16 protein-coding genes are annotated in these 22,513 nt (G+C 30.2%); 6 read left to right on the forward strand and 10 right to left on the reverse strand.

Annotated features, from left to right (window positions below):
• Positions 1–57: 57 nt before the first annotated feature.
• From ACY2IJ_RS00115 to ACY2IJ_RS00130, 4 genes are all read right to left on the reverse strand, one after another.
• Complete coding sequence (locus ACY2IJ_RS00115; protein WP_476725125.1) at positions 58–1,056, reverse strand: LamG domain-containing protein; 999 nt, start codon at positions 1,054–1,056, stop codon at positions 58–60.
• A gap of 88 nt (positions 1,057–1,144) precedes the next feature.
• On the reverse strand, positions 1,145–5,596 hold the full coding sequence (locus ACY2IJ_RS00120) for a CheR family methyltransferase (protein ID WP_476725126.1): 4,452 nt from the start codon (positions 5,594–5,596) through the stop codon (positions 1,145–1,147).
• Positions 5,597–5,716: 120 nt separating this feature from the next.
• Positions 5,717–6,424 (reverse strand): ZIP family metal transporter, encoded by a 708-nt coding sequence (locus tag ACY2IJ_RS00125; RefSeq protein WP_476725127.1) that lies wholly within the window; start codon positions 6,422–6,424, stop codon positions 5,717–5,719.
• Positions 6,421–7,152, reverse strand: coding sequence for a class I SAM-dependent methyltransferase (locus ACY2IJ_RS00130; protein WP_476725128.1), 732 nt, complete (start codon positions 7,150–7,152; stop codon positions 6,421–6,423). The genes ACY2IJ_RS00125 and ACY2IJ_RS00130 overlap by 4 nt, the downstream gene beginning before the upstream one ends.
• 102 nt (positions 7,153–7,254) lie before the next feature.
• Between ACY2IJ_RS00130 and ACY2IJ_RS00135 the strand changes: the two genes are divergently transcribed.
• Positions 7,255–8,424 carry a THUMP domain-containing class I SAM-dependent RNA methyltransferase gene (locus ACY2IJ_RS00135; RefSeq protein ID WP_476725129.1) on the forward strand — a complete coding sequence of 390 codons (1,170 nt, stop codon included), beginning with the start codon at positions 7,255–7,257 and terminating at the stop codon, positions 8,422–8,424.
• A gap of 61 nt (positions 8,425–8,485) precedes the next feature.
• On the opposite strand, the gene ACY2IJ_RS00140 is transcribed toward ACY2IJ_RS00135, so the two are convergent.
• From ACY2IJ_RS00140 to ACY2IJ_RS00150, 3 genes are read right to left on the reverse strand one after another with little or no spacing between them, the layout of a single operon-like run.
• Positions 8,486–8,782, reverse strand: coding sequence for an FtsB family cell division protein (locus ACY2IJ_RS00140; RefSeq protein ID WP_476725130.1), 297 nt, complete (start codon positions 8,780–8,782; stop codon positions 8,486–8,488).
• Between the two features lie 3 nt (positions 8,783–8,785).
• A complete protein-coding gene (locus ACY2IJ_RS00145) occupies positions 8,786–11,263 on the reverse strand; it encodes an exopolysaccharide transport family protein (RefSeq protein WP_476725131.1) in 2,478 nt (825 codons plus the stop codon).
• A gap of 5 nt (positions 11,264–11,268) precedes the next feature.
• Positions 11,269–12,048 carry a polysaccharide biosynthesis/export family protein gene (locus tag ACY2IJ_RS00150; RefSeq protein ID WP_476725132.1) on the reverse strand — a complete coding sequence of 260 codons (780 nt, stop codon included), beginning with the start codon at positions 12,046–12,048 and terminating at the stop codon, positions 11,269–11,271.
• A gap of 97 nt (positions 12,049–12,145) precedes the next feature.
• Here ACY2IJ_RS00150 and ACY2IJ_RS00155 point away from each other — a divergent pair, with 97 nt between their 5' ends.
• From ACY2IJ_RS00155 to secA, 4 genes are all read left to right on the forward strand, one after another.
• Positions 12,146–12,910, forward strand: coding sequence for an O-methyltransferase (locus tag ACY2IJ_RS00155; protein ID WP_476725133.1), 765 nt, complete (start codon positions 12,146–12,148; stop codon positions 12,908–12,910).
• Between the two features lie 3 nt (positions 12,911–12,913).
• Positions 12,914–13,489 carry a cob(I)yrinic acid a,c-diamide adenosyltransferase gene (locus ACY2IJ_RS00160; protein WP_476725134.1) on the forward strand — a complete coding sequence of 192 codons (576 nt, stop codon included), beginning with the start codon at positions 12,914–12,916 and terminating at the stop codon, positions 13,487–13,489.
• A gap of 78 nt (positions 13,490–13,567) precedes the next feature.
• The gene (locus tag ACY2IJ_RS00165; protein ID WP_068825177.1) at positions 13,568–13,789 is read left to right on the forward strand and encodes a DUF2795 domain-containing protein; all 222 of its coding nucleotides are present in this window, start codon (positions 13,568–13,570) and stop codon (positions 13,787–13,789) included.
• Between the two features lie 83 nt (positions 13,790–13,872).
• Entirely contained in the window at positions 13,873–17,229 is a 3,357-nt protein-coding gene (gene secA / locus ACY2IJ_RS00170) for a preprotein translocase subunit SecA (protein WP_476725135.1), read from the forward strand.
• Between the two features lie 81 nt (positions 17,230–17,310).
• On the opposite strand, the gene ACY2IJ_RS00175 is transcribed toward secA, so the two are convergent.
• The 3 genes from ACY2IJ_RS00175 to ACY2IJ_RS00185 all read right to left on the reverse strand — a co-directional run bounded on the left by ACY2IJ_RS00175 (position 17,311) and on the right by ACY2IJ_RS00185 (position 20,290).
• Complete coding sequence (locus ACY2IJ_RS00175; protein ID WP_476725136.1) at positions 17,311–18,225, reverse strand: hypothetical protein; 915 nt, start codon at positions 18,223–18,225, stop codon at positions 17,311–17,313.
• A gap of 176 nt (positions 18,226–18,401) precedes the next feature.
• Positions 18,402–19,388 (reverse strand): glycosyltransferase family protein, encoded by a 987-nt coding sequence (locus ACY2IJ_RS00180; RefSeq protein ID WP_476725137.1) that lies wholly within the window; start codon positions 19,386–19,388, stop codon positions 18,402–18,404.
• Positions 19,389–19,390: 2 nt separating this feature from the next.
• Positions 19,391–20,290: a UDP-2,3-diacylglucosamine diphosphatase gene (locus tag ACY2IJ_RS00185; protein WP_476725138.1), complete on the reverse strand. Its 900-nt coding sequence runs from the start codon at positions 20,288–20,290 to the stop codon at positions 19,391–19,393.
• Positions 20,291–20,521: 231 nt separating this feature from the next.
• On the opposite strand from ACY2IJ_RS00185, the gene ACY2IJ_RS00190 reads away from it, so the two are divergent.
• Complete coding sequence (locus ACY2IJ_RS00190; RefSeq protein ID WP_476725139.1) at positions 20,522–22,513, forward strand: DUF4954 family protein; 1,992 nt, start codon at positions 20,522–20,524, stop codon at positions 22,511–22,513.

A 22,513-nucleotide genomic window follows, 5' to 3' on the forward strand; every position in this document is an offset into this window, starting at 1 on the left:
AAACAAAATCTATAGAATTTACGTATTTAATAAATATTGTGTGTACAAGAAATTTGTTTATAAATCGTCTAATTTCCATGTTCTAACCCAATCGTATTTTGTGGTCAAATCATCAAAAGAACCTGTTTCAAAAATACTTCCTTCTGGGTCTATAGGATTCCAATCATAGGTTTCTATAGCCATTGTTATATGTCCTTCCAAATCAAATTCGGTAGTAGGTGTAATGGAGTACACGTATTTTCCATCTAAATAAAATAAAATTTCTGTTGGAGATTTCCACCAACAACCATATACAAAAAAGCGACTGTTGTTTTGTTCTGTTAAATTTATTTTTCCAGACTTTCTAGTTTCTTCTCCAATATCACAACTTCTGTTATGTCTTATTGCGTTTGAATGAAAAATTTTATCCCAATGACTTGCCCAAGAATCTGTATTGGCATGGGTTCTACCTACACATTCTTGTATGTCTAATTCTAATTTTCTGATAGGTCCAGAATTGCAGTTTTGCTTAAAAGCAATCCAAAATGTAGAAGACATAACGGTTTTGTTGGCTTTCATTCTACATTCGTAATAGTGCCCTTGTTTGGCAGTTGTTTTAGATCTAATAATAGCTCCACCGTGTGTCCAGGTTGTGTTGTTAACGTTTTTTGGAGTTTTGTATTTTAGGGTGGTAACATTCAAGTATCCATCATCTACACTTACGTTTTCAGATTCAAACAATGCAGGAGGTCTACCGTACCATTTAAATCCATCAGTAGCAGGATTTCTATGCCATTTATCATCATCAAAAGTAGTTGCGTTAAATTCGTCTGAAAGAGCTTCTACTTTTGTCCATTTCTTTTGTCCAGGGGTTGGATCTTCATTACTTAGAAAGTAAGGATGAGTGTCGGGAAAAGGAATATTTTCGTTATTGTTTTCATTTTCCTCGGTTTCATTTTCTGTTTGTGTAGGAGGAGGTGGAACAAAATTTACAGTACTGTTGTTTTTTGTACATGCGGTAATACAAATGTAACTAAGTAGTAAGGGTGTTCTAAGGTATTGAAAAATAAAAAACATATTTAGTAGTTAAAATGTATACAAAATAACTAATAAATATGTTTTTTTAAGGTAACAAACTGTTTATTAACAGGCACAAAGGTTGAATTTAAGCACCGAGCCAGTTTTTTAATTTTGCTAACAGTTCGTCTCTAATAATTGGTTTGGTAATATAATCTACAGCACCTAGTTGCAAAGCTCTTTCTTTTTCTTCGGCTCTTACAAAGGCAGATTGGACAATTATTTTGGTGTCTGGATATGTTTTTAGAATTTCTTGCATAGCATCAAACCCATTAACAATAGGCATTCTAATATCCATTAATATAATATCTATTTCTTCATGTTTTTCGTTGTATATTTCAATGGCCTCTGCTCCGTTTTCTGCAAAAATTAAATTGATATTAATATTTTTAAATACTTGTTGAAAAAATATTCGAATCAAACGTTCGTCTTCTGCTATTAATATGGTTTTGCCTATTAATGTATTGTTGTTATCTACTTTTGGTTTTTCAATAATTTTTGTTTCAACAACGTTTTTAATTTCCGATTTATTTAAAGGGATTTGTACCGTAAACTCTGTTCCTTCACCTAGTTTGGAAGTAAAAGAAATATCACCACCTAACAAATCTAAAATTCCTTTGCAAATGGTAAGTCCAAGACCTGTACCTCCATATTTAGCATTGTCGTGATAATTAACTTGTTTGAATCGTTCAAAGATTTCATTGTATTTGTTTAAAGGGATTCCAATTCCTTCATCTTTTACAAAAATGTGTAGTTGCGTATTTATAATTCTAAATCCGAAACGAATAGTTCCTTTTTCAGAAAACTTTAACGAGTTGTTTAATAGATTGGAAATGATTTGTTTAATACGTAGCTTATCTGTGGTTATTTGTATTTGACTATATTCTTGAGGTATGATTAATTGAAATTGAATATTATTTTTATTCTTATTAACCTTAATTTGATTAAAGGTTTCTAGAATTTCATTTAAAATTTTAGGTAAGCTAAATGTTTCGTTGTGTATTTTTAATTCACCAGATTCAATTTTAGCAATGTCAATAATGTCATCAATTAGGTTTAACAATTGTTTAGAATTGTTGTCTATAATTTTTAAGAAATTAGTTTTGTCTTTTTCATTTAGGTTTTTTTCTTTTAACAATTCAGAAAAACCAATAACGGCATTCATAGGAGTTCTAATTTCATGACTCATATTGGCAACAAAATGATTTTTTTGCGAGTTAGCGTTTTCGGCTGTTTTTTTTGCCAAAATCAATTCTTCTTCTATAGATTTTCTTTCGCTAACATCTTGTGCGGCTCCTCTAAGTCCAATAATGTCTCCATGCTCATCCTTAATGGCTTCTCCAATTACCCACATCCAACCTTTGGTTCCGTTGCTGCGTATTGTTTTTAACTCTAATTCATATGGAACTCCAGTTAATCTAGTTTTTTCTAAAGATGTAGACAATAGTTCCCAACTTTCAGGGGTAAATAGTTTTTGATGTTCTGGATAAGGAGGTACGGGCTTATTAGGGTCAAAACCATACATTTTATAGAGTTCTCTAGACCAGGTTACTTCATTGGTTTCTGTGTCTAAAGACCAACTACCAATGCGTGTTATTTCTTGAACCTTTTGAAGTTCATCTTTACTGTTTTTTAAAGCTTGTTCTTTTTTCTTTAATTCAGTAATATCTGCAAATGTAGCTGCAAATTCTCCTTTTTTAGGAGAAAAAGCATGTACAATGTAGTATTTTTTTAAAATAGAAGTATAGTTTTCTAAATTTTGTTCGGTACCCTCTATGGCTGTTTTACCGTAAAACTCAACCCAATTAACATTGTCTTTTGTGATTTCAGGAAATATTTCGCTTACTTTTTTTCCAATAATATCTTTAGCACTAATACCTACTTGCTTTTCAAAAGCTGGGTTTACGTTTAGGTATTCCCAATCTATAGGTTTGTTATTGGCATCGGTAATAATTTTGGCATGAATAAAACCTTCATTAAGGTTTTTAAATAAATTCTTGTATCGTTGTTCTGTTAAGGCTAGTTCTTCTTCTGTTTTTCTTAATTCGTTTATATCTATAAAAGTAATAACAACTCCTTCTATTTTTTTGTCTACTGTAATAAAAGGAAGTATGCGTTTTAAGAAAATATTACCATCAGCATCTGTTATTTCTCTTTCTATGGTAATTAATTTGTCAAGAACTTCTTTAGAGTTATCAATGATAGAACGTTTAATTTCTTCTCCAAAACTAGAGGTGAAATTTGTTATAGATCTACCAATATCTAAAGTTTGTAAATTAAAGTGTTTTTGAATAGAAGGGGTAAATTTTCTAATGTTTAGATTAGTGTCTAAAAATAGCGTAGCAATATTAGTACTATTTAAAAAGTTTGTAATATCGTTGTTAAGATATTCTAACTCTTTATTCTTTTCTTGCAATTCAGAATTTACGGTATAAAGTTCTTCGTTTACAGATTGAAGTTCTTCGTTAGTACTTTGTAACTCTTCATTAGAAGCCATTAACTCTTCGTTAGAAGATTGTAATTCTTCGTTACTTGTTTCTAATTCTTCAACTACATTTTGAAGTTCTGAACGTGTTGCTTTTAATTCTATTTCTAAATCTTCGTAATGCTGTTTAGATATTTCTTCAATAGGAAAATCACTAATAACAATAGTGTTTTGTTCATCTTTACTTTCTTTACTAAATTCAAGAACATAAGTGCCTATTAAATCGGTGTTGTTTTTAGATTTGTGTATTGTTAAATCAAAAGTATAGATTTTGTCTTCTTTTTTGTTAACAATATTTTTAATTGTAATGTCTTTATTTTCTTTTTCTACCTTTTGCACACTACTTCTTATAATAGCTGCTAAATCTGGTTTTACAATTTTTAACAAATTGTTTTGAAACAAACCTTCAACATGTGTTAATTTGGCCCCAGCATCTCCAATTATATATAATATATTAAAGTTTTTATCTATAAAAATAGAATCGGGGCTGTGCTTTTTGCTTAAGTATTTATGGTATACAGATTCTGTATTTTCTTTAGGTTTGTAATCTGTTAAAAAAGAGGTTTTTCTTAGTGGACTATTTTTATAACTAAAAGAATTTATTTCGTTGGAATGAATAGATTCTGTATATCTAAATTTTTCTTCAGAAATGTTTTTGTAAACTTTCCATTTGGTGTCTATTACATCGTAACATTTAGAAATTTCACCTAAAGATTCGCTATTTCCTAAAAACAAGTATCCGTTTTTATTTAAAGCAAATTGAAAGTTATACATAATTTTTTTCTGAGCATTATTGGTAATGTATATCAATAAATTTCTACAAGAAATAAAATCCATTTTAATAAATGGAGGATCGCTTAATATGTTGTGGTTAGAGAAAACAATTTTTTCTCTTAAATTTTTAATTACAGCTATTTGATCTCCAGATTTGATGAAATATTTTTCTAAATATTTTTTTTCAATTTCTGTAATTGTGTTGATGTTAAAATAACCTGCACTAGCTACAGATAAAGCATCGTTATCTATATCGGTAGCAAATATTTTAAAGTCTAGCTGTAGTTTGTTTTGAGTTATATAATCATCAAAAAGCATGGCTAAAGAATATACTTCTTCACCAGATGAGCAGCCCGCCGTCCAAATTCTAATAGTATCTAATGGTTTTTTAGTAGAACAAATATTAGGAATTACTCTATTTTTTATAATGTTAAATGCTTCTTCATCTCTAAAAAAACGTGTAACACCAATTAAAAAATCTTGTTTTAATGCTGCTTTTTCGGGATCAGATTTGCGTAAGAATTTTAAATAATCAATAATTTTTTCAATATTATTGATGTTCATTCTTTTTTCTATTCTTCTTACAATGGTGTTTTTTTTGTAATTCTTAAAGTTGATGTTGGTGTGTTTGTACACTTCATCTAAAATAGAATACAATAATTCTTCGTTGCTTTTTGCGATTAATTCTTCGTCTAAAGAAGTAAATTTATTGTTGTAGGGAATTTTTTTGATTACGGTAGCAATTCCTTCAGGATCCAAAACATAATCTACTAATTTTGTTTTAATAGCAGAATTAGGCATTCCATCAAATTGAGATGAAATAGGGTCTTGAACAATAACAATACCGTTGTTTTCACTAATTGTTTTAATTCCTCTAGATCCATCAGAACCTGTTCCAGATAATATAATACCAACGGAATTTTCTTGATATTCTGCTCCTAACGTGTGGAAAAAAATGTCTATAGGAAGATTTAAATTAGGGGTTTTATCTATTAAATGTAACTCTGTACCTTTTATTTGTAAGTTTTTATTTCTTTGATTTAAGTATATACAGTTAGGATGAATGGTTTGGTTCTCATCTGCTGTATAAACGGGCATTTTAGTATGTTTTGCTAAAAGCTCTGGCATTAAACTTACAAAATTGGGTGACAAGTGCTGAATAATTATAAAAGCCATGCCTGTGTCTTCTGGAATTTGATCAAATAATTGTTGAATTGCATCTAGTCCTCCAGCAGATGCACCAATAGCAACAACCTTAAAATTTTGTTCATTCTTAATCATGATAGGCAGGTATAATAAATTAGGTAAATAAGTACTGAATACGTATCACTAATATAGTTTTTTTACTCTTTATTTTAAAAGAAAAATAAAGAGTATTTTGTATAGTAAAAATAGATTTGCTTAGAATAAAGCAACTGCCATTCCTAACAGAATAGCAATAAACTTAGGGTAGCTAAACTTGTGGTTTTCGGAGCTTTCAAATAAAATTACAGTAGAAATGTGTAAAAAGATTCCAATAATAATAGCTGTAATATAGTTTTGATAATGTTGGAAAAAATAAATTTTAGAAGCTAATAAGCTTCCTAAAGGACTCATTAATGCAAAAGCAGTCATAAAAAACACAACTTTTTTTAAGTCGTATTCATGTTTTAAAAAAAAGGAAGTTAACACTATTCCTACCGGAATTTTATGAATAACAATGGCCCATAAAAAAGATTGATTGTTTTCGTATCCTAAAGGAATTCCTTCTGAAAAGGCATGTAAGCACAAACTGGCAAACAGCATCCAGGGAAATTGTTTTTTTTGATTGTGAATGTGTACATGACCATGTTCTGCACCTTTGGAAAACGATTCTAAAACTAATTGTACTAAGATTCCTAATAGTATAAAAACTCCAATAAGTTTGGTGTTAATTTCTTCTGAATGTACATGTGAATGCTCTGTGTTGTATAAACCAAAAGTTTCGGGCAATAAATGGCTAATAGTCATAGACAACAAATAGGCACCACTAAAAGAAAGTAACAATTGAATGAACTTTTTTTTAGGATGGCTAACGCTTACAAAAAGAACACTAATTAAAACGGAAGCTATTAAGTATATATAAATCATTTGCTTAAAATCAAGATCAATCTATCTGAAGTTTGGGTGTTGAATTCTGATAAATTATAATCGCCAAAGATATGGTTAATTTTTAAATTTGCTTGCTTGCAATAGTTTCTGAATTTGTCTAAATCTATAGCTTTTACTCTCTCTTGAAAATGAAATTCTTTTCCATCATCTATTAAATCTATATCTTTAGTAATAAACCCGTTGGTAACGTGTCTTTTAATCTTAAAATCAAGATGATCTCTGGTAACAGTTTCACTTTTAACTAGGTTTTTAATTACTTTAGGAACGTTCATGTAATCAATAACAGCCACTCCGTTTTGCTCAATCATACTCTCTATGTTTTTTAGTACTTTAATGTCATCATTATCATCATCAAAATACCCAAAACTGGTAAACATATTAAACACGGCATCTACCTTTATTGGAAAGGGCTTTCTCATGTCTTGAACCATGAATTTTAAAGTGCTGTTTGCAAATTGATTGGCATATTGTATGCTGTTTTCAGACAAATCTGCACCAATAACATTGTATCCTAAAGAGTTTAAAAAAATTGAATGTCTTCCTTTTCCACAAGCTAAGTCTAGAATAGTAGCACTTTTAGGTAGGTTTAAAAAACGAACTAAGTTTTGTATAAATTTTTGAGCTTCTGTATTGTTTCTGTGCTTGTATAGTGTATGGTAATAGGTGGTATTAAACCATTCGCTAAACCAAGTTTTTGTGTTCTCCATTTATTTTTATTTGTGGGCTGTCAAATTTAGTTAATTTATTCTTTAGTAGTTTTATTCAAAAGACATTACAAAGAATTACTTTTGTACAAAATTTAAAAGTTTATGAGTAGTAATTTTAAAATGGTGGCAACAACCTTACAAGGGTTAGAAGAAGTGTTGGAAACCGAATTAAAAGAGTTAGGAGCGCAAGATGTAAAGGCTGGAGTAAGAATGGTAGAGTTTGTTGGAGATGAAGGGTTTATGTACAAGGCCAATTTGTACCTAAGAACTGCTATTAGAATTTTAAAACCCATTATGAAGTTTAAAATCAGAAATGAAGATGATTTGTATAAAAGCTTGTTAAAAATTAGATGGGAAAAATACCTTGCTGTTACGGGAACTTTTGCTACCAAAGGAACCAATCAATTTAGTGGATTAACAAACAACACTCATTATTTAGCTCTAAAAACCAAAGATGCAATTGCAGATTATTTTATGGCCAGATACGATTCTAGACCTAATGTAGATATTAAACACCCAGATTTAAAAGTAAACGTACATGTTGATAGGAATGGTGTTGCTACGGTTTCTTTAGATAGTTCTGGAGATTCTTTACACAAAAGAGGGTATAGGTTAAACACCAACTTAGCTCCAATAAACGAAGTTTTGGCTGCCGGATTAATTATGTTATCTGGTTATAGAGGTGATGAAAATTTTATAGACCCAATGTGTGGTTCTGCAACACTTTTAATAGAAGCTGCCATGATAGCTTGTAACATTCCTGCTAACATTAATAGAAAAGAGTTTGCTTTTGAAAAGTGGAATGATTTTAATGAAGAGTTATTTTTTGTGATACAAGATTCTTTGATTAAAAAAATTAGAGATCCAAAATTTAAAATTATGGGGTTTGACAAAGCTCCATCTGCCGTAAGAAAAGCAAACGAAAATATTGCCAACGCTAATTTAGAAGAGTTTATAGGAGTACACCACGTAAACTTTTTTAACTCTACTAAAGAAGTACATGGGCCTACCACTATTTTATTCAATCCGCCTTACGGAGAACGTTTAAAGCTTGATGATGTTGAAGGGTTTTATAGAAATATTGGTGATACGTTAAAGCATCACTATCACAATTCATCTGCATGGTTTATTACTTCTGATATTGAGGCTTTAAAATATGTAGGTTTAAAAACCAGTAGAAGAATTGCTATTAAAAACAGTGATTTAGATTGTAAATTTGTAAAATATGAAATTTACGAAGGAAGTAAAAAAGCCAAAAAGAACGATTATTAAAACACCACAGTTTTTTTAAACTAAAAAAGAGCTTTCATTTTTTTTTGAAAGCTCTTTTTTGTTAATCAATCGTATCAAATTCTATAAGGTAAAGATGTTCGTCTTTTTTCTTATAATGGTATTTTTCTCTTGCGTAATTGTTTAAGTTTTTCTGAATAGAAAGTTCTTCTATGGTTTTTCTGTTTTTCTTTATTTCTTTCTGATAAAATTCAATACTTTTTTCCAATCTTTTTATTTCTCTATCATGTTCTAGTTGATATAAATAGGAATTGGCATCAAAAAAAAGCATCCATATAATAAATATAAAAACAACTATAGGAACAATAATTTTTTTGTTTTTAAGAAGTTTTAACTTCATGTTTTATATAGGTTTTTTCTTTGTAAATATGTTTTTAATGTGTTGGATTATAGATGTTTTTTCATCGGAATGATATCCGTAGGAACCATAACCATAACCGTAACCATAACCATAACCATATCTGTAACCATATTTAGATGATTGAGCAAAATCATTCAATACAAAAGCTATATTCACTACCTCGTAGTTGGTGTATTTTTGATCAATCATTTTCATCATTCCTTTTTTGGTGTACCCTTGTCGGGTAACATAAATGTTGGCATCAGAAAATTTCATTAAATCCAAAGCATCAGATACCAAACCAATAGGAGGGGTGTCTATAATAATGTAATCATAAATCATTTTTAATTCTGCAAACAATTCTTTAGTAGCATCGCTTAAAATTAATTCTGATGGATTTGGAGGAATGGTTCCTGTTAAAATAATATCTAACCCAGGAACTTCGGTAGGTTGTATTACTTGTTCTAGGTTTAAATTTCCTATAATATAATCCACCAATCCAATTTCATTATTCTTTAAATGAAAGTCTTTGTGTATTTTAGGTTTTCTTAAATCGAACCCTAATAAAACTGCTTTTTTTCCACTTAAGGCATAAGAACTAGCAATGTTCATAGAGGTAACCGTTTTTCCTTCTCCACCAATAGAAGAGGTACACAATATGGTTTTGCTGTTTTTGTTTACGTTTTCTTTATGAAATAGGTATGGAATGTTAGATCGAATAGCTCTGTATGATTCTGCTACCGATGAATTTGGAGAATTTAACAACACCAAATTAGAATTGGTTTTGTTTTTTCCAATAACTCCTAAAACAGGTATTTTGTAGAGTTTTTCTATTTGTTCTACGGTGTATACGCTATCATCTAAAGCTTCTATAATGGTAATAAAAATTAAAGGTAAAATAATGGCCAATAAAATGGCAACAACATAATTAAAAGAAGCTTTACTTGCCAAAGGACCTTGACCTATATCTTTAGCGCTGTCTATAACCTTTATGCTAGATGAGTTGGCTGCAATGGCAGCTCCAGTATCGTAACTTTTTTGTTTTAAAATGTTATAGTTACTTTCAGACATTGCGTAGTCTTTTTCTAACTGCAATAACTGATGTTCTTTTAAAGGTAAATCTTTAATAGAGTATTTAATTTCGCTAATATGAGTGTTTATTTTTTTAGACTTTTCTGTGTTGTAAACAATTAAAGCATTAATTCTGTTTTTAATATTAGCTTTAGAAAGGTTGATTTTGTTTTCTAAATCGATAAAATCAGGATGTGATGGATAAATGTGGTTGCTAAGTAGTTTGTTTTTTAGCATTAATTGATTGATAAGCTCTGACAACGATGTTTGTAAACCTACATCTTGAATTTGAGAAATAGGTATGTTCTGAATGTCTAAGTCGTTGTTAAGGGTATTGTTTTTAAAACCAAGTAACAATTCGGTATTGTCTTTAATTTCTTTTAATTGGTTTTCGTAATCTAGAATTTGATCATAAGCTCTTTTTCCTTCATCAGATAGTTTTACAGAATTGTCTGTTTTAAACTTAATTAATTGATCTTCAATATTGCTTAGTTTGTTAGTTTCTATTAAGAATAAAGAGTCAATAAACTTTTTGGTGTTTACAGCATATGTAATTTTTTCTTGTTTTTCTTCTTCACCTAAAACTTCTACCGTTTTATTAATATAATCAATTAAGCGTTTTTTGTTACTCCCTTCTAAACTTAGGTTTAATAAAGAGGTTCCGGTAACAGCTGTTTTTATATCAATATTTGTATACAATGCTACTGTTCCGTTAAAAGAGTTAAAGCTAATGTAATAAGGTTTGTTTAAAATAGGTTTGTTAACCAAATGCAAATCAAACTCACAAAAAGGGGTTTTAATACTTTTTGTAATGTTAAATGTTTTCTGATAAAAATTACTTTTTAAGCTAGTGTTAGCTGTGGTGTGTGTAAAGTAATTGTATGTGGTTAGGTTTTTAGTTTCATCGTTTAACTTTAACGATAGCTGTATGGTTGTTGGGCTTGTAAAAATTAACTCTATTTTTTTGTTTAAAACTTGGTAGCTATTAGGGTTGTTTAACTTAAGAATAAACGGAGTGTAACCATAAATGTCTTTGTATCTGGTTTTAAAAAGAATTTCCTCTTTTTCCAAATAGTTAATGTAAAACTGTAGTTTTTCAACCACTTTTTCGTTATGAGTTCTAGATTTAAACTCTGCTTTTACAGATTCTACCATATCACTAGCACCACCCCAATTAAAGGAAATGTTGGTGTTAGAAGAAAACATAGGGTTCGACTTTTCGTTGATGGTTATTTGAGTACCAATGTTATAGATACTAGTATTCATCATATTTTTATATTTAGCAAAGGCTAAGGATATTAAAATAGATAATATAAACAACTTCCAGTAACTAACTACTTTTAGTAGGTATCCTTTTAAATCTATAGAACCAAAATCTTTGGTTATGTTATGTAGGTTTTTAGAATCCATATATTTTACAAAGTATTGATAAATAAAAATGTAGTAACCGCTACTGTAAACGTAGAAAGCACGGTGTTAAAAACCCCTAAACCAGTAGTTCCTACACCAATAGGTTTTTGTTTAATAGGTTTTATGTTGATGATATCATTGTTTTTTAACAGAAAAGCATTAGAGTTTAAGCTTTCCACATCGGTTAAGTCTACCACATATTTTTGTACTCCATTTTTTTCTTGTCTAATAATTTCTACATTGGTTCTGTTTCCATATTCTTTAATATCTCCAGAATTTGCAATGGCATCAATAATAGTAGCTTCATAAGCTTGTATTGTATTGGTACCAGGGCTTCCTATTTCTCCAACAATGGTGTATTTTATTCCTGCATTTTTAACGGTAACAAAAAAGGCATCTTTGTTTTGAATGTATTTAGACAATTCAATTTCAATTTTTTCTCTTATTTGATCTAATGAATATCCTAGCACATTCATTTCTCCAATATAAGGCAACCTAATGTTTCCGTGAGTATCTATTCGGTATCCTGTAAGATATGGGTTGATATTCATTCCGTTATTTTGGGTGTTGTTGGAGTTGCTTAATGAATTAAAAAATTCAGTTAATTCTTTATCTTTAGAGGTAACCGTAATTAAAAGGATATCATTTACTTGAGTTTTAAAGATCCCATGAGGAAAATCGTATTTTTTATTAGAAAGATCTCCTTGTAAATAAGTTATTCTTTTATTGCTTACGCACGATGTTAATAAAATAAGGGTAATTAAGGTCGTAACAATGTTTTTCATAGAGTCAGAAATGTCTTTAATAACAAATATAAAATTATAAATTAGAGTTTCTAACTTTAATTTACTTTACTTTTACACTTGTTTTTTAGTGAAAATCATGATTAAAGAATACTTCCGTTTTATAATTAATTCCACCAATCAGCACGGTGTACATTCACCCTTTGTATATAAGTTAGTTACGTGTTGTTTTTATCAAAAAACAACCAAAAACATTAAGGATCAAATACAAGCTTATCAACAAAAATTAAAGAAAAATAAAAACCACATATCGGTTACAGATTTAGGTTCAGGGTCTCGTGTTTTTAAATCAAACAATAGAAAAATAGCAGATATTGCTAAAACAGCATCTGTATCTATTAAATACGGACAGTTATTAAATAGGTTGGTAAATTATTTAAATTGTGAAAATATTTTAGAGTTGGGAACCTCTTTAGGAGTAGGTACTTTTTGTTTAGCAGTTAACAATCCTACGGCAAAAATAACAAGTATAGAAGGTTGTCCAGCAACTTTACAAATAGCCAAAGAACAATTAAAAAACTATCACAATCAGCTAAATTTAATTCAGGGAGATTTTAACAATGTACTGCCAGAGGTATTAAAAAACAAACAATACGACTTAATTTATATTGATGGCAATCATCAAAAGCAAGCAACCCTTACTTATTTTGAACAATGTTTAAAAGCAAAACATAACAATTCTGTGTTTATTTTTGATGATATATATTGGTCTGATGGAATGAAACAAGCTTGGGAAGAAATTAAAAACCATCCAGAAGTAACAGTGACTATAGATTTGTTTCAATGGGGATTGGTGTTTTTTAGAAAAGAACAAAACAAAGAACATTTTAAAATAAGATTCTAAAAAATGAAAATATATACAAAAACGGGAGATAAAGGTCAAACTTCTTTGTTTGGAGGCAAAAGAGTATCAAAATCTCACATAAGAATAGATGCTTACGGAACCGTAGATGAATTAAATTCTTATTTAGGATTAATTAGAGATCAAAACATAGCACCGCAACACAAAAACTTTATCATTAACATTCAGAATCAATTGTTTGCTGTAGGTGCTTTTTTAGCCACACCTCTAGAAAGTGAAACCTTAAAAAATGGAAAAAGTAGATTGGGGTTAGATCCTTTTGATGAAAAAGAAATTAATGAGTTAGAATTAGAAATAGATAGGTTAGATGGTGAGTTACCACAAATGACACATTTCGTATTACCAGGAGGACATATGGCGGTGTCATATTGTCATATTGCTAGAACAGTGTGCCGAAGAGCCGAAAGAATAAGCGTACTATTACACGAGAATGAACCTGTCAACATACATATAATATCTTATTTAAATCGCTTGTCCGATTACCTATTTGTATTGGCACGAATGTTGTCAAAACAATTGTGTGCGGATGAAATAAAATGGATTCCAAACAAATCAAAATAAGTTCTTTAAAAGACTAAAAAAAAACTTGACTTTTTTAATTAAAAAATTATTTTTGCAATAATTATAATTTGAAAAAAAATGTATTGGACTTTAGAATTAGCTAACTATTTAGCAGATGCACCTTGGCCAGCTTCAAAAGACGAACTGATTGATTTTGCAATTAGAACAGGAGCACCACTAGAAGTTGTGGAGAATTTACAAAGTTTAGAAGATGAAGGAGAAATCTACGATGATATTGTAGAAATATGGCCAGATTATCCGACTGAAGAAGATTATCTTTGGAACGAAGAAGAATATTAAATTACAACAGAATTAAATAAAAAAAAAGTCTCATTAGAGGCTTTTTTTTTATTTATTTTTGAGACATAAACAATAAAAATAAAATGGGGATATTAGACTCAGTAATCAAAATATTTGTTGGTGATAAACAACAAAAAGATTTAAAATTACTACAACCTATAGTAGCAGAAGTAAGAAGTTACGAAGAAGCATTGCAAAAATTAACAATAGACGAATTAAGAGCAAAAACTGTAGAGTTTAAAAGCTTAATTCATAAAGCAACAAAATCTATAGAAGAGGAGATTACTGCTTTAGAAGAAAAAGCTAAAACAGCTCAATTAGATGATAAAGAAGGAATCTATAATCAAATAGATGTTTTAAAAGATCAAGCCTATGAGGCTTCAGAAAAAGTATTAAAAGAAATACAAGCAGAAGCTTTTGCTGTTGTAAAAGAAACAGCTAGAAGATTTACAGAAAACACACAAATAGAGGTAACAGCAACTGCTTATGATAGAGAGTTGTCAGCAACTAAAGAATATGTACAGTTAGTTGGAGAGGATAAAGCAGTTTGGCAAAACTCGTGGGATGCCTCTGGAACGCAAGTTACTTGGAACATGATTCATTACGATGTACAGTTAATAGGAGGATCTGTATTGCATCAAGGTAAAATTGCCGAAATGATGACCGGGGAGGGAAAAACCTTAGTAGCAACCTTACCTATATATTTAAACGCTTTAGCAGGAAAAGGAGTACACGTAGTAACTGTAAACGACTATTTAGCAAAACGTGATAGCGCTTGGATGGCACCATTGTTTCAATTCCATGGGTTAACAATAGACTGTATAGATCATCATCAACCCAATTCCGATGCACGTAGAAAAGCCTACAATGCAGATATTACTTATGGAACCAATAACGAATTTGGTTTTGATTATTTGCGTGATAATATGGCTAGTACCTTAGAAGATTTGGTACAACGCAAACCTAACTATGCTATTGTTGATGAGGTAGATTCTGTATTGATAGATGATGCTCGTACACCTTTAATTATTTCGGGTCAAGTACAAGATGGAGATAGACATGAGTTTAACGAACTAAAACCTAAAGTAGCAGATATTGTTAAGTTACAGAGTCAATATTTGGTGAGTGTTTTAGCCAATGCTAAAAAATTAATCAAAGAAGGTGATACCAAAGAAGGAGCTTTTCAATTGTTAAGAGTCTATAGAGGTTTGCCTAAAAATAAAGCTTTAATCAAGTTTTTATCTCAAGAAGGAATTAAACAGTTGTTGCAAAAAACAGAAAATTACTACATGCAAGACAACAACAAAGAAATGCCTAAGGTAGATAAAGAGTTGTATTTTGTTATAGAAGAAAAAAACAATTCTATAGAATTGACAGAAAAAGGAATTGCAGCCTTATCTGGTCAAGAAGGAGGAGACTTTTTTGTGTTGCCAGATATTGGAGTTAAAATAGGAGAAATTGATGCAGCAGCCATTTCTGATGAAGAAAAAATAGAACAAAAAGAAGATTTATACAGAGATTTTAGCATTAAAAGCGAAAGAATCCATACGTTAAATCAGTTGTTAAAAGCATATACTTTGTTTGAAAAAGATGTAGAATATGTGGTTATGGACAACAAAGTAAAAATTGTTGACGAACAAACTGGTCGAATTATGGATGGTCGTCGTTATTCAGACGGACTACATCAGGCAATAGAAGCTAAAGAAGATGTAAAGATTGAAGCAGCTTCTCAAACCTATGCTACCGTAACGCTACAGAATTACTTTAGAATGTATCGTAAATTATCTGGTATGACAGGTACTGCCATTACAGAAGCTGGAGAATTTTGGCAAATTTACAAGTTAGATGTTGTAGAAATACCAACCAATAGACCTATTGCAAGAGAAGATAAAGAAGATTTAATTTACAAAACAGCAAGAGAAAAATACAACGCTGTTATAGAAGATGTTGTGAAACTAGTAGAAGCAGGTAGACCTGTTTTGGTAGGTACTACCTCTGTAGAAATATCTGAGTTGTTAGGTAGAATGTTGTCCATTAGAAAGATAAAGCACAATGTGTTAAATGCAAAATTACACAAAAAAGAGGCAGAAGTAGTTGCCGAAGCTGGGAAACCAGGAATTGTAACCATTGCAACCAATATGGCAGGTCGTGGTACCGATATTAAATTGTCTGAAGAGGTTAAAGCAGCAGGAGGTTTGGCAATTATTGGTACAGAACGTCACGATTCTCGTCGTGTAGACCGTCAGTTACGTGGTCGTGCTGGTCGTCAGGGAGATGTGGGGTCTTCTCAGTTCTACGTATCATTAGAAGATAACTTAATGCGTTTATTTGGTTCTGATAGAATTGCCAAAATGATGGATAGAATGGGGTTAGAAGAAGGAGAGGTCATTCAACACTCTATGATTACCAAGTCTATTGAAAGAGCACAGAAAAAAGTAGAAGAAAACAACTTTGGAATCCGTAAGCGTTTGTTAGAGTACGATGATATTATGAACTCTCAACGTGAAGTAGTTTACAAACGTAGACGTCATGCTTTAGATGGTAAACGTTTGCAAGTAGATATTGCTAATATGATTTATGATGCCTGCGCAGCCATTGTAGACAACAACAAAGCAGCAAACGATTACAAAAACTTTGAGTTTGAGTTAATTGTTTCTACTTCTATGAGTTCTCCATTTACTCAAGAAGAATTTGAAAATACGTTACCACAACAATTATCTGATAAGTTGTATGAGGTGGTAATGAAACATTACCAAGATAAAATGGCTAGAAATGCCAATACAGCTTTTCCTATTATTAAAAACGTTTTTGAAAACGAAGGAGATAAATACGAGCGTATTGTGGTTCCTTTTAGTGATGGTGTAAAATCATTAAGAGTTGTTACTGATTTGAAAAAATCTTACGAAACAGAAGGAGCAGAGCTAATTTCTGATTTTGAGAAAAACATCACCTTAGCCATTATAGATGATGAGTGGAAAGACCATTTACGTAAAATGGATGATTTGAAACAATCGGTTCAAAACGCATCTTATGAACAAAAAGACCCTTTGTTAATTTATAAGTTTGAAGCTTATGAATTGTTTAAAAAGATGTTAGAAAAGGTGAATAAAGAAGTGTTGTCTTTCTTATTTAAAGGAGAGTTGCCAGAAAGTAATCAGCAAATTTCTGAAGCAAAAGAACAAAAGAAAGCTCAGAATATACAAACTTCTAAGCAAGAAGTTTTAAATTCATCAGAAGCAGCTAATAAACAAGCTATTCAGAATTCACAAGCAGCTCAGCAACCAGTACAAGAAACAATTGTTAGAGATCAACCAAAAATAGGAAGAAATGATCGTGTTGTAATTCAGAATGTGCAAACAGGAGAAAAAAAGGAAACAAAGTTTAAGCAAGCAATTCCTTTGTTAGAAACAGGTCAATGGGTGTTGACTGGTTTGGCTTAAGAGATAAAAAACACACAATAATTCAGATAAAAAACCGTCAATATTGACGGTTTTTTTATGTATTAAAGTTAATATAGAGGCTTACCAAATTGTAATTCTATTTACATTTTTACCTTGGTAGTTGTCTATGTCATCAGAATTAAAACGAAAAGTAACGTCTGCTTTGTTAAAAGAATGGTGATCTCTGTATTGATAATATCTAATAGAACTAGTTTCGTTATCGTAGGATCTTTTTGTTGTGGGAATTCCAAAAATTTCAATCACTTTATCCATTGTAATGGTATGATTGCTACTTAGCTGTCCTAAGTTATTTAAGTAAGAATATGGATTCATTATGTATCTAGAACCGTTAATAGTAAAATTCGTCACTTCTGCATAAATATATACTTCATGTATCCAACCATTTACAGTAATATTTCCTCCTTTGGTTCCTACAAGTAAAGAAAATGCAAAACCTTTGCTAAAATAAAACCAATCTTCATATAAATAAGTTGTTGAGGTACCATTTAGAGTCTCTTTAGTTTCATAACTATAAACAAGTTCTGGTTCACCATGTAATTGTTTTATTCTGCCAGAAGTGTCATCATCTAACGTAATTCCTTCAAACGTAAGAAAATCTTCTGTACCGTGTTTACTGAATTTAATAGATAAAACTTTATTAATTGTTTCTGCTTTGTTTTTAAGGGTTATAACAATAGGAGCGGCAATAGCTGTAGTAGAAGAAATTTTGAATGAATTAGATGAGTTTTTTACGATAGATAATGCAGAAGCGGTACTTTTTACTTCTATAAGATCAGCATTATCAACATCAATATTTAAAGTAGCTACATCGTTAACAAATAGTTCGTTTTTACTTAGTTGTACATTGTTAATGTTAATTTTTTGAGTTGTAATTAGTGGGGTTTCTTCAGTAATTTCTTCAATTTGAGATTCTTCTGAACAAGAAAATAGAATGCACAGCAATGCTGTTGCAAATAAATAAGCAATTTTTTTCATAGTTTTTTATAATAACGAATGTAAAATTTCACATAAATTATTAGTTGTCTCTATGGTTTATTATACAAACCAAATTCAATTTTTGGGAAACTATGAGTGTTGGAAGGAATACGAATCGTTAATTTTTATAACAATATTTATATGATTGATTTTTTTAAGAAAGAAATAGGAGAATTTTAATGTTTGCTTAAAATTAAATCAATGATTTGTTCTGTTTCATCAGGATAATCAACTGGAATATATTGATCTTCGGCAATCCATTCATGTAGAATTTGAATGTGTTTGTTTTTTAGTTTTTTTATTACAGGGACACCAAGTTGTTTTAATGCTTCTGCATTGCATTGTTGTTCGTATTGGTTTTTCATAGGAACAACTAATAGCTTTTTTTGTAAAAATAAGGCTTCTGCAGGAGTTTCAAAGCCAGCACCACAAATAATTCCTTCACAACTTTCAAAACTTTTTATAAAAGCCTCATTGTTTACAGGTTCAATTGATATGTTTTTTTTACGATACGATTTTTTGGTATGTTTAGAAAAAATGTGCCAGTTTACTTTTTTAAATTGACTAAAGAATTTAATTAATTTCTCATCGCCGTAAGCAGGTAAATATACCGTAAAATAGTTTTTAACAACCGGATTTAAGTCTCTAATTTCTTTTCTAATAATAGGAGTGAAAATTTGTGAGTTGTATTTTTTAAAGTGAAAACCGTAGTAAGTTTGGGTAGGAGCGTAACGTTTTAAGATACGTTCTCCTAAAAAATCTCTTTTTTTGGGTTTTGGACTTTCTTTAGCTTTTACTGCGGCTTGATGACTCATTGAAACGCAAGGAATTGACTTTAGTTTTGCAGCCCATGCTGATAATGGTTCAAAATCATTAATTACCAAATCGTATTGACCAATATTTATTTTGTTCATTTCTTTACGAAATGTTTTAAAATCTGAATTTTTAATGGTTTTCCATAAATCAACACCTCCTTTTTGACCAAAAATAAAACTCAAGCCTTGTAACTGATGTTTGATGGGAAATGGCAATTGTACATCTGCTTGTACACCACTCACTAAAATATCTAAATCAACCTTTTGTTGTAAAATAGGAATAATATCTCTAGCACGACTAAGGTGTCCATTACCAGTACCTTGAATGGCATATAAGACTTTTTTCATGCTTATTGAATAGTTTTGTTGTCTATTACGTTAATTTCTTTCATTAACTCTTTAAATAGATCTTTGTTTTTTAAATCGGCTTTTCCTAAATCATTTTCATGATCGTGTTCTGTAGGTAGTAGTTTTTGAGCGATGGCATCTTCTTGATAATGATAAATTGTCCAAGCTTTGTTATTGTATTCTAAAGCTGTTAAATTTTCAATCCAATCTCCAGAGTTTAAATACTCTACAGAATCATTTTTTTCATTCTTAATAATTCTTTGTTGAGGTTGGTGAATGTGTCCACAAACTACATAGTCATAACCATTTAAAAAAGCAATATCGGCCGCTGTGTCTTCAAAATTATTAATGTGTTTTACAGCAGATTTTACACTGTTTTTTATTTTTTTTGAAAAAGAAATACGTCCTTTTCCAAGTATTTTTTCACTAATCCAATTTACCAAGGTGTTAATCATAATTAAGGCATCATAACCAACACCACCTAATTTAGCAAGCCATTTAGAATGTTGCATGGTAACATCAAAAACATCTCCGTGAAAAAACCAAGCTTTTTTACCGTCTAATTCTAGGACTAATTTGTTTACTAGTTGAAAGTTGCCAATTTCAAAGCCCACAAATTTACGAAGCATTTCATCGTGATTTCCTGTAATATAATACACTTCTGTTCCTTTGGTTACTAAAGAAGTTATGTATTTTATTACTTTCATGTGTGGTTTAGGAAAGTATCTTTTTTTAAACTGCCAAATATCTATAATATCTCCGTTTAAAATTAGTTTTTTAGGTTCTATAGTTTTTAAATAATTCAATAATTCTTTGGCTCTAGAACCGTATGTTCCTAAGTGTATGTCAGAAACAACTACGACATCTACTTTTCTTTTTTGTTTCTTTTTAGATGTAGGCATAAAATATAAAAACTATTAATCCCACAAACGTATGTTTATATTGTTAGAGACGGTTTAAATAAAGGTTATGAAAACACGTTTTTTAACTGTTTTTTTGTTAAATCTGTGTAAATAAAATTTAGAAGCTAAAATATAGCCTCTAAGATGTGTAAAATCATGAATTTCTATATGAATATGAAAATTAACATAGATTAATTTTTATATATTTGACCATCATATAAAACAATTTTTTTGGAAAATTATATACTCATAAACTTAGAGCAAGTAGAACAATTAAAAAAACAAGGATGCCAGTCGGATCATTGGGATAAAGTTTATATAAAGAGTACTACTGATTTAACTAGAATAATAAATGTAACATTTTCTGGAGAAAATTACATAGGAAGAATAGAGGGGGAAAGAGTTTTTTATGGTGGAATTGTAAAAAAGAACACCATTAAAAATGTACATTTAAATAATTGTAAAATAGGAGATGATCCGTTTATTAACAATATTAAAAGTTACATTTCTAATTACAATATAGGAAACAATGTTGTGATAGATAACGTTGATATTATTGCTGTAAACGGTTCTTGTAGTTTTGGGAATGGAGTAGAGGTTGATGTGATTAATGAAGGAGGAGGAAGAGATATCCTAATCTTTAATCAACTATCTGCACAAATAGCTTATTTATTGGCATTGTATAGACATAAAACAGTGTTGATAGATGAGTTAAAAAGAATGATTGGAGAGTACACAGAATCGGTAACAGATACTGTAGGTAGAATAGGAAATAATGTCAAGATTTTAAATACAAATACCATAAAAGGTGTTTGTATAGGAAACGGAGCTTCAATAAAATCAGCTTCAAAACTTGTGAATGGAAGTATCAATTCTACAGATACTGCTCGTGTTAAAATTGGAACAGGAGTTATGGCTACAAATTTTATTATTTCTAGCGATTCTAGTGTAGATAATTCATCTATTTTATCAAATTGTTTTATTGGTCAAGGTTGCCAAATAGACAAGCATTACTCTATAGAGCACTCTATATTTTTTGCAAACTGTCAAGGGTTTAATGGAGAAGCTTGTTCTGTGTTTGCAGGCCCTTATACGGTAACACATCATAAATCAACCTTGTTAATAGCTGGCTTATTTTCGTTTATGAATGCAGGTAGCGGATCTAACCAAAGCAATCATATGTATAAATTAGGACCTATCCATCAAGGAATTATGGAGCGTGGAGCTAAAACAACAAGTGATTCTTATGTGTTATGGCCTTCTAAAATAGGACCTTTTACATTGGTTATGGGAAGACATTATCAGCATGTAGATTCTTCTGATTTTCCATTTTCTTATTTAATAGAAAATAAAAACAAATCTTATTTAGTACCAGGTGCCAATCTAAGAAGTGTAGGTACTGTTCGCGATGCTCAAAAATGGCCTAAAAGAGACAATAGATCCGAAGGAAATAAAATGGATATTATCAATTTTAACTTATTGAGCCCTTATACCATTCATAAAGTTACCAAAGGATTAAAGCACTTATATGATATTTTAGATATTTCCGGAGATAAACTAGAAGAATACAATTACAGAGATATGGTAATTAAAAAATCTAGTTTGCATAGCGGAATTAGAATGTACAATATTGTTATTAATAAATTCTTAGGAAACTCTATTATTTCAAGAGTAGAAAAAGAAAATATAACCACTTTAGAGCAACTTAGAGAAGTGCTAAAACCAAAATCAAACATAGGGCAAGGAAAGTGGATTGATGTTAGTGGTTTGATTTGTCCAATTACAGCTTTAAATATGTTTGTAGATAAAGTTGAAAAATTAGAAGTCAATACTATTGAAGAAGTTATTTTAGAATTGTCTAAAATCAATAGCAAGTATTATAAATACGAATGGAATTGGGCTGTAGAACTTATAGAAAGTTATTACGGTATTAATATAGAAACCATAACTCAAGATCAGTTTATATCCATCGTTAAAAAGTGGAAAAAATCTGTAGTAGAGTTAGATGAAATGCTTTACAAAGATGCTAGTAAAGAGTTTGATTTGCATACACATGTAGGTTTTGGTGCCGATGGAAATGAAGAGGAAAGATTGGCCGATTTTAAAAGTGTAAGAGGGGTTTTTGAAAATAATTCTACAGTAGTAGAAATATTAAACCATATAAAAAGAAAAGAAAAATTAGGAGACAAGATTATTGCTCAAATAAAAGAAATTAAAGGATAA

Source organism: Wenyingzhuangia gracilariae, from assembly GCF_056387575.1.

Bases quoted from the DNA above. Each gene is read 5' to 3' on its own strand.
- ACY2IJ_RS00160 (WP_476725134.1), top strand. From the start codon at position 12,914: ATGAAAATATATACAAAAACGGGAGATAAAGGTCAAACTTCTTTGTTT.
- ACY2IJ_RS00140 (WP_476725130.1), bottom strand. From the start codon at position 8,782: ATGAAGTTAAAACTTCTTAAAAACAAAAAAATTATTGTTCCTATAGTT.
- ACY2IJ_RS00135 (WP_476725129.1), top strand. From the start codon at position 7,255: ATGAGTAGTAATTTTAAAATGGTGGCAACAACCTTACAAGGGTTAGAA.
- ACY2IJ_RS00115 (WP_476725125.1), bottom strand. From the start codon at position 1,056: ATGTTTTTTATTTTTCAATACCTTAGAACACCCTTACTACTTAGTTAC.
- ACY2IJ_RS00125 (WP_476725127.1), bottom strand. From the start codon at position 6,424: ATGATTTATATATACTTAATAGCTTCCGTTTTAATTAGTGTTCTTTTT.
- ACY2IJ_RS00130 (WP_476725128.1), bottom strand. From the start codon at position 7,152: ATGGAGAACACAAAAACTTGGTTTAGCGAATGGTTTAATACCACCTAT.
- ACY2IJ_RS00175 (WP_476725136.1), bottom strand. From the start codon at position 18,225: ATGAAAAAAATTGCTTATTTATTTGCAACAGCATTGCTGTGCATTCTA.
- ACY2IJ_RS00180 (WP_476725137.1), bottom strand. From the start codon at position 19,388: ATGAAAAAAGTCTTATATGCCATTCAAGGTACTGGTAATGGACACCTT.
- ACY2IJ_RS00150 (WP_476725132.1), bottom strand. From the start codon at position 12,048: ATGAAAAACATTGTTACGACCTTAATTACCCTTATTTTATTAACATCG.
- ACY2IJ_RS00120 (WP_476725126.1), bottom strand. From the start codon at position 5,596: ATGATTAAGAATGAACAAAATTTTAAGGTTGTTGCTATTGGTGCATCT.
- secA (WP_476725135.1), top strand. From the start codon at position 13,873: ATGGGGATATTAGACTCAGTAATCAAAATATTTGTTGGTGATAAACAA.
- ACY2IJ_RS00145 (WP_476725131.1), bottom strand. From the start codon at position 11,263: ATGGATTCTAAAAACCTACATAACATAACCAAAGATTTTGGTTCTATA.
- ACY2IJ_RS00185 (WP_476725138.1), bottom strand. From the start codon at position 20,290: ATGCCTACATCTAAAAAGAAACAAAAAAGAAAAGTAGATGTCGTAGTT.
- ACY2IJ_RS00165 (WP_068825177.1), top strand. From the start codon at position 13,568: ATGTATTGGACTTTAGAATTAGCTAACTATTTAGCAGATGCACCTTGG.
- ACY2IJ_RS00155 (WP_476725133.1), top strand. From the start codon at position 12,146: ATGATTAAAGAATACTTCCGTTTTATAATTAATTCCACCAATCAGCAC.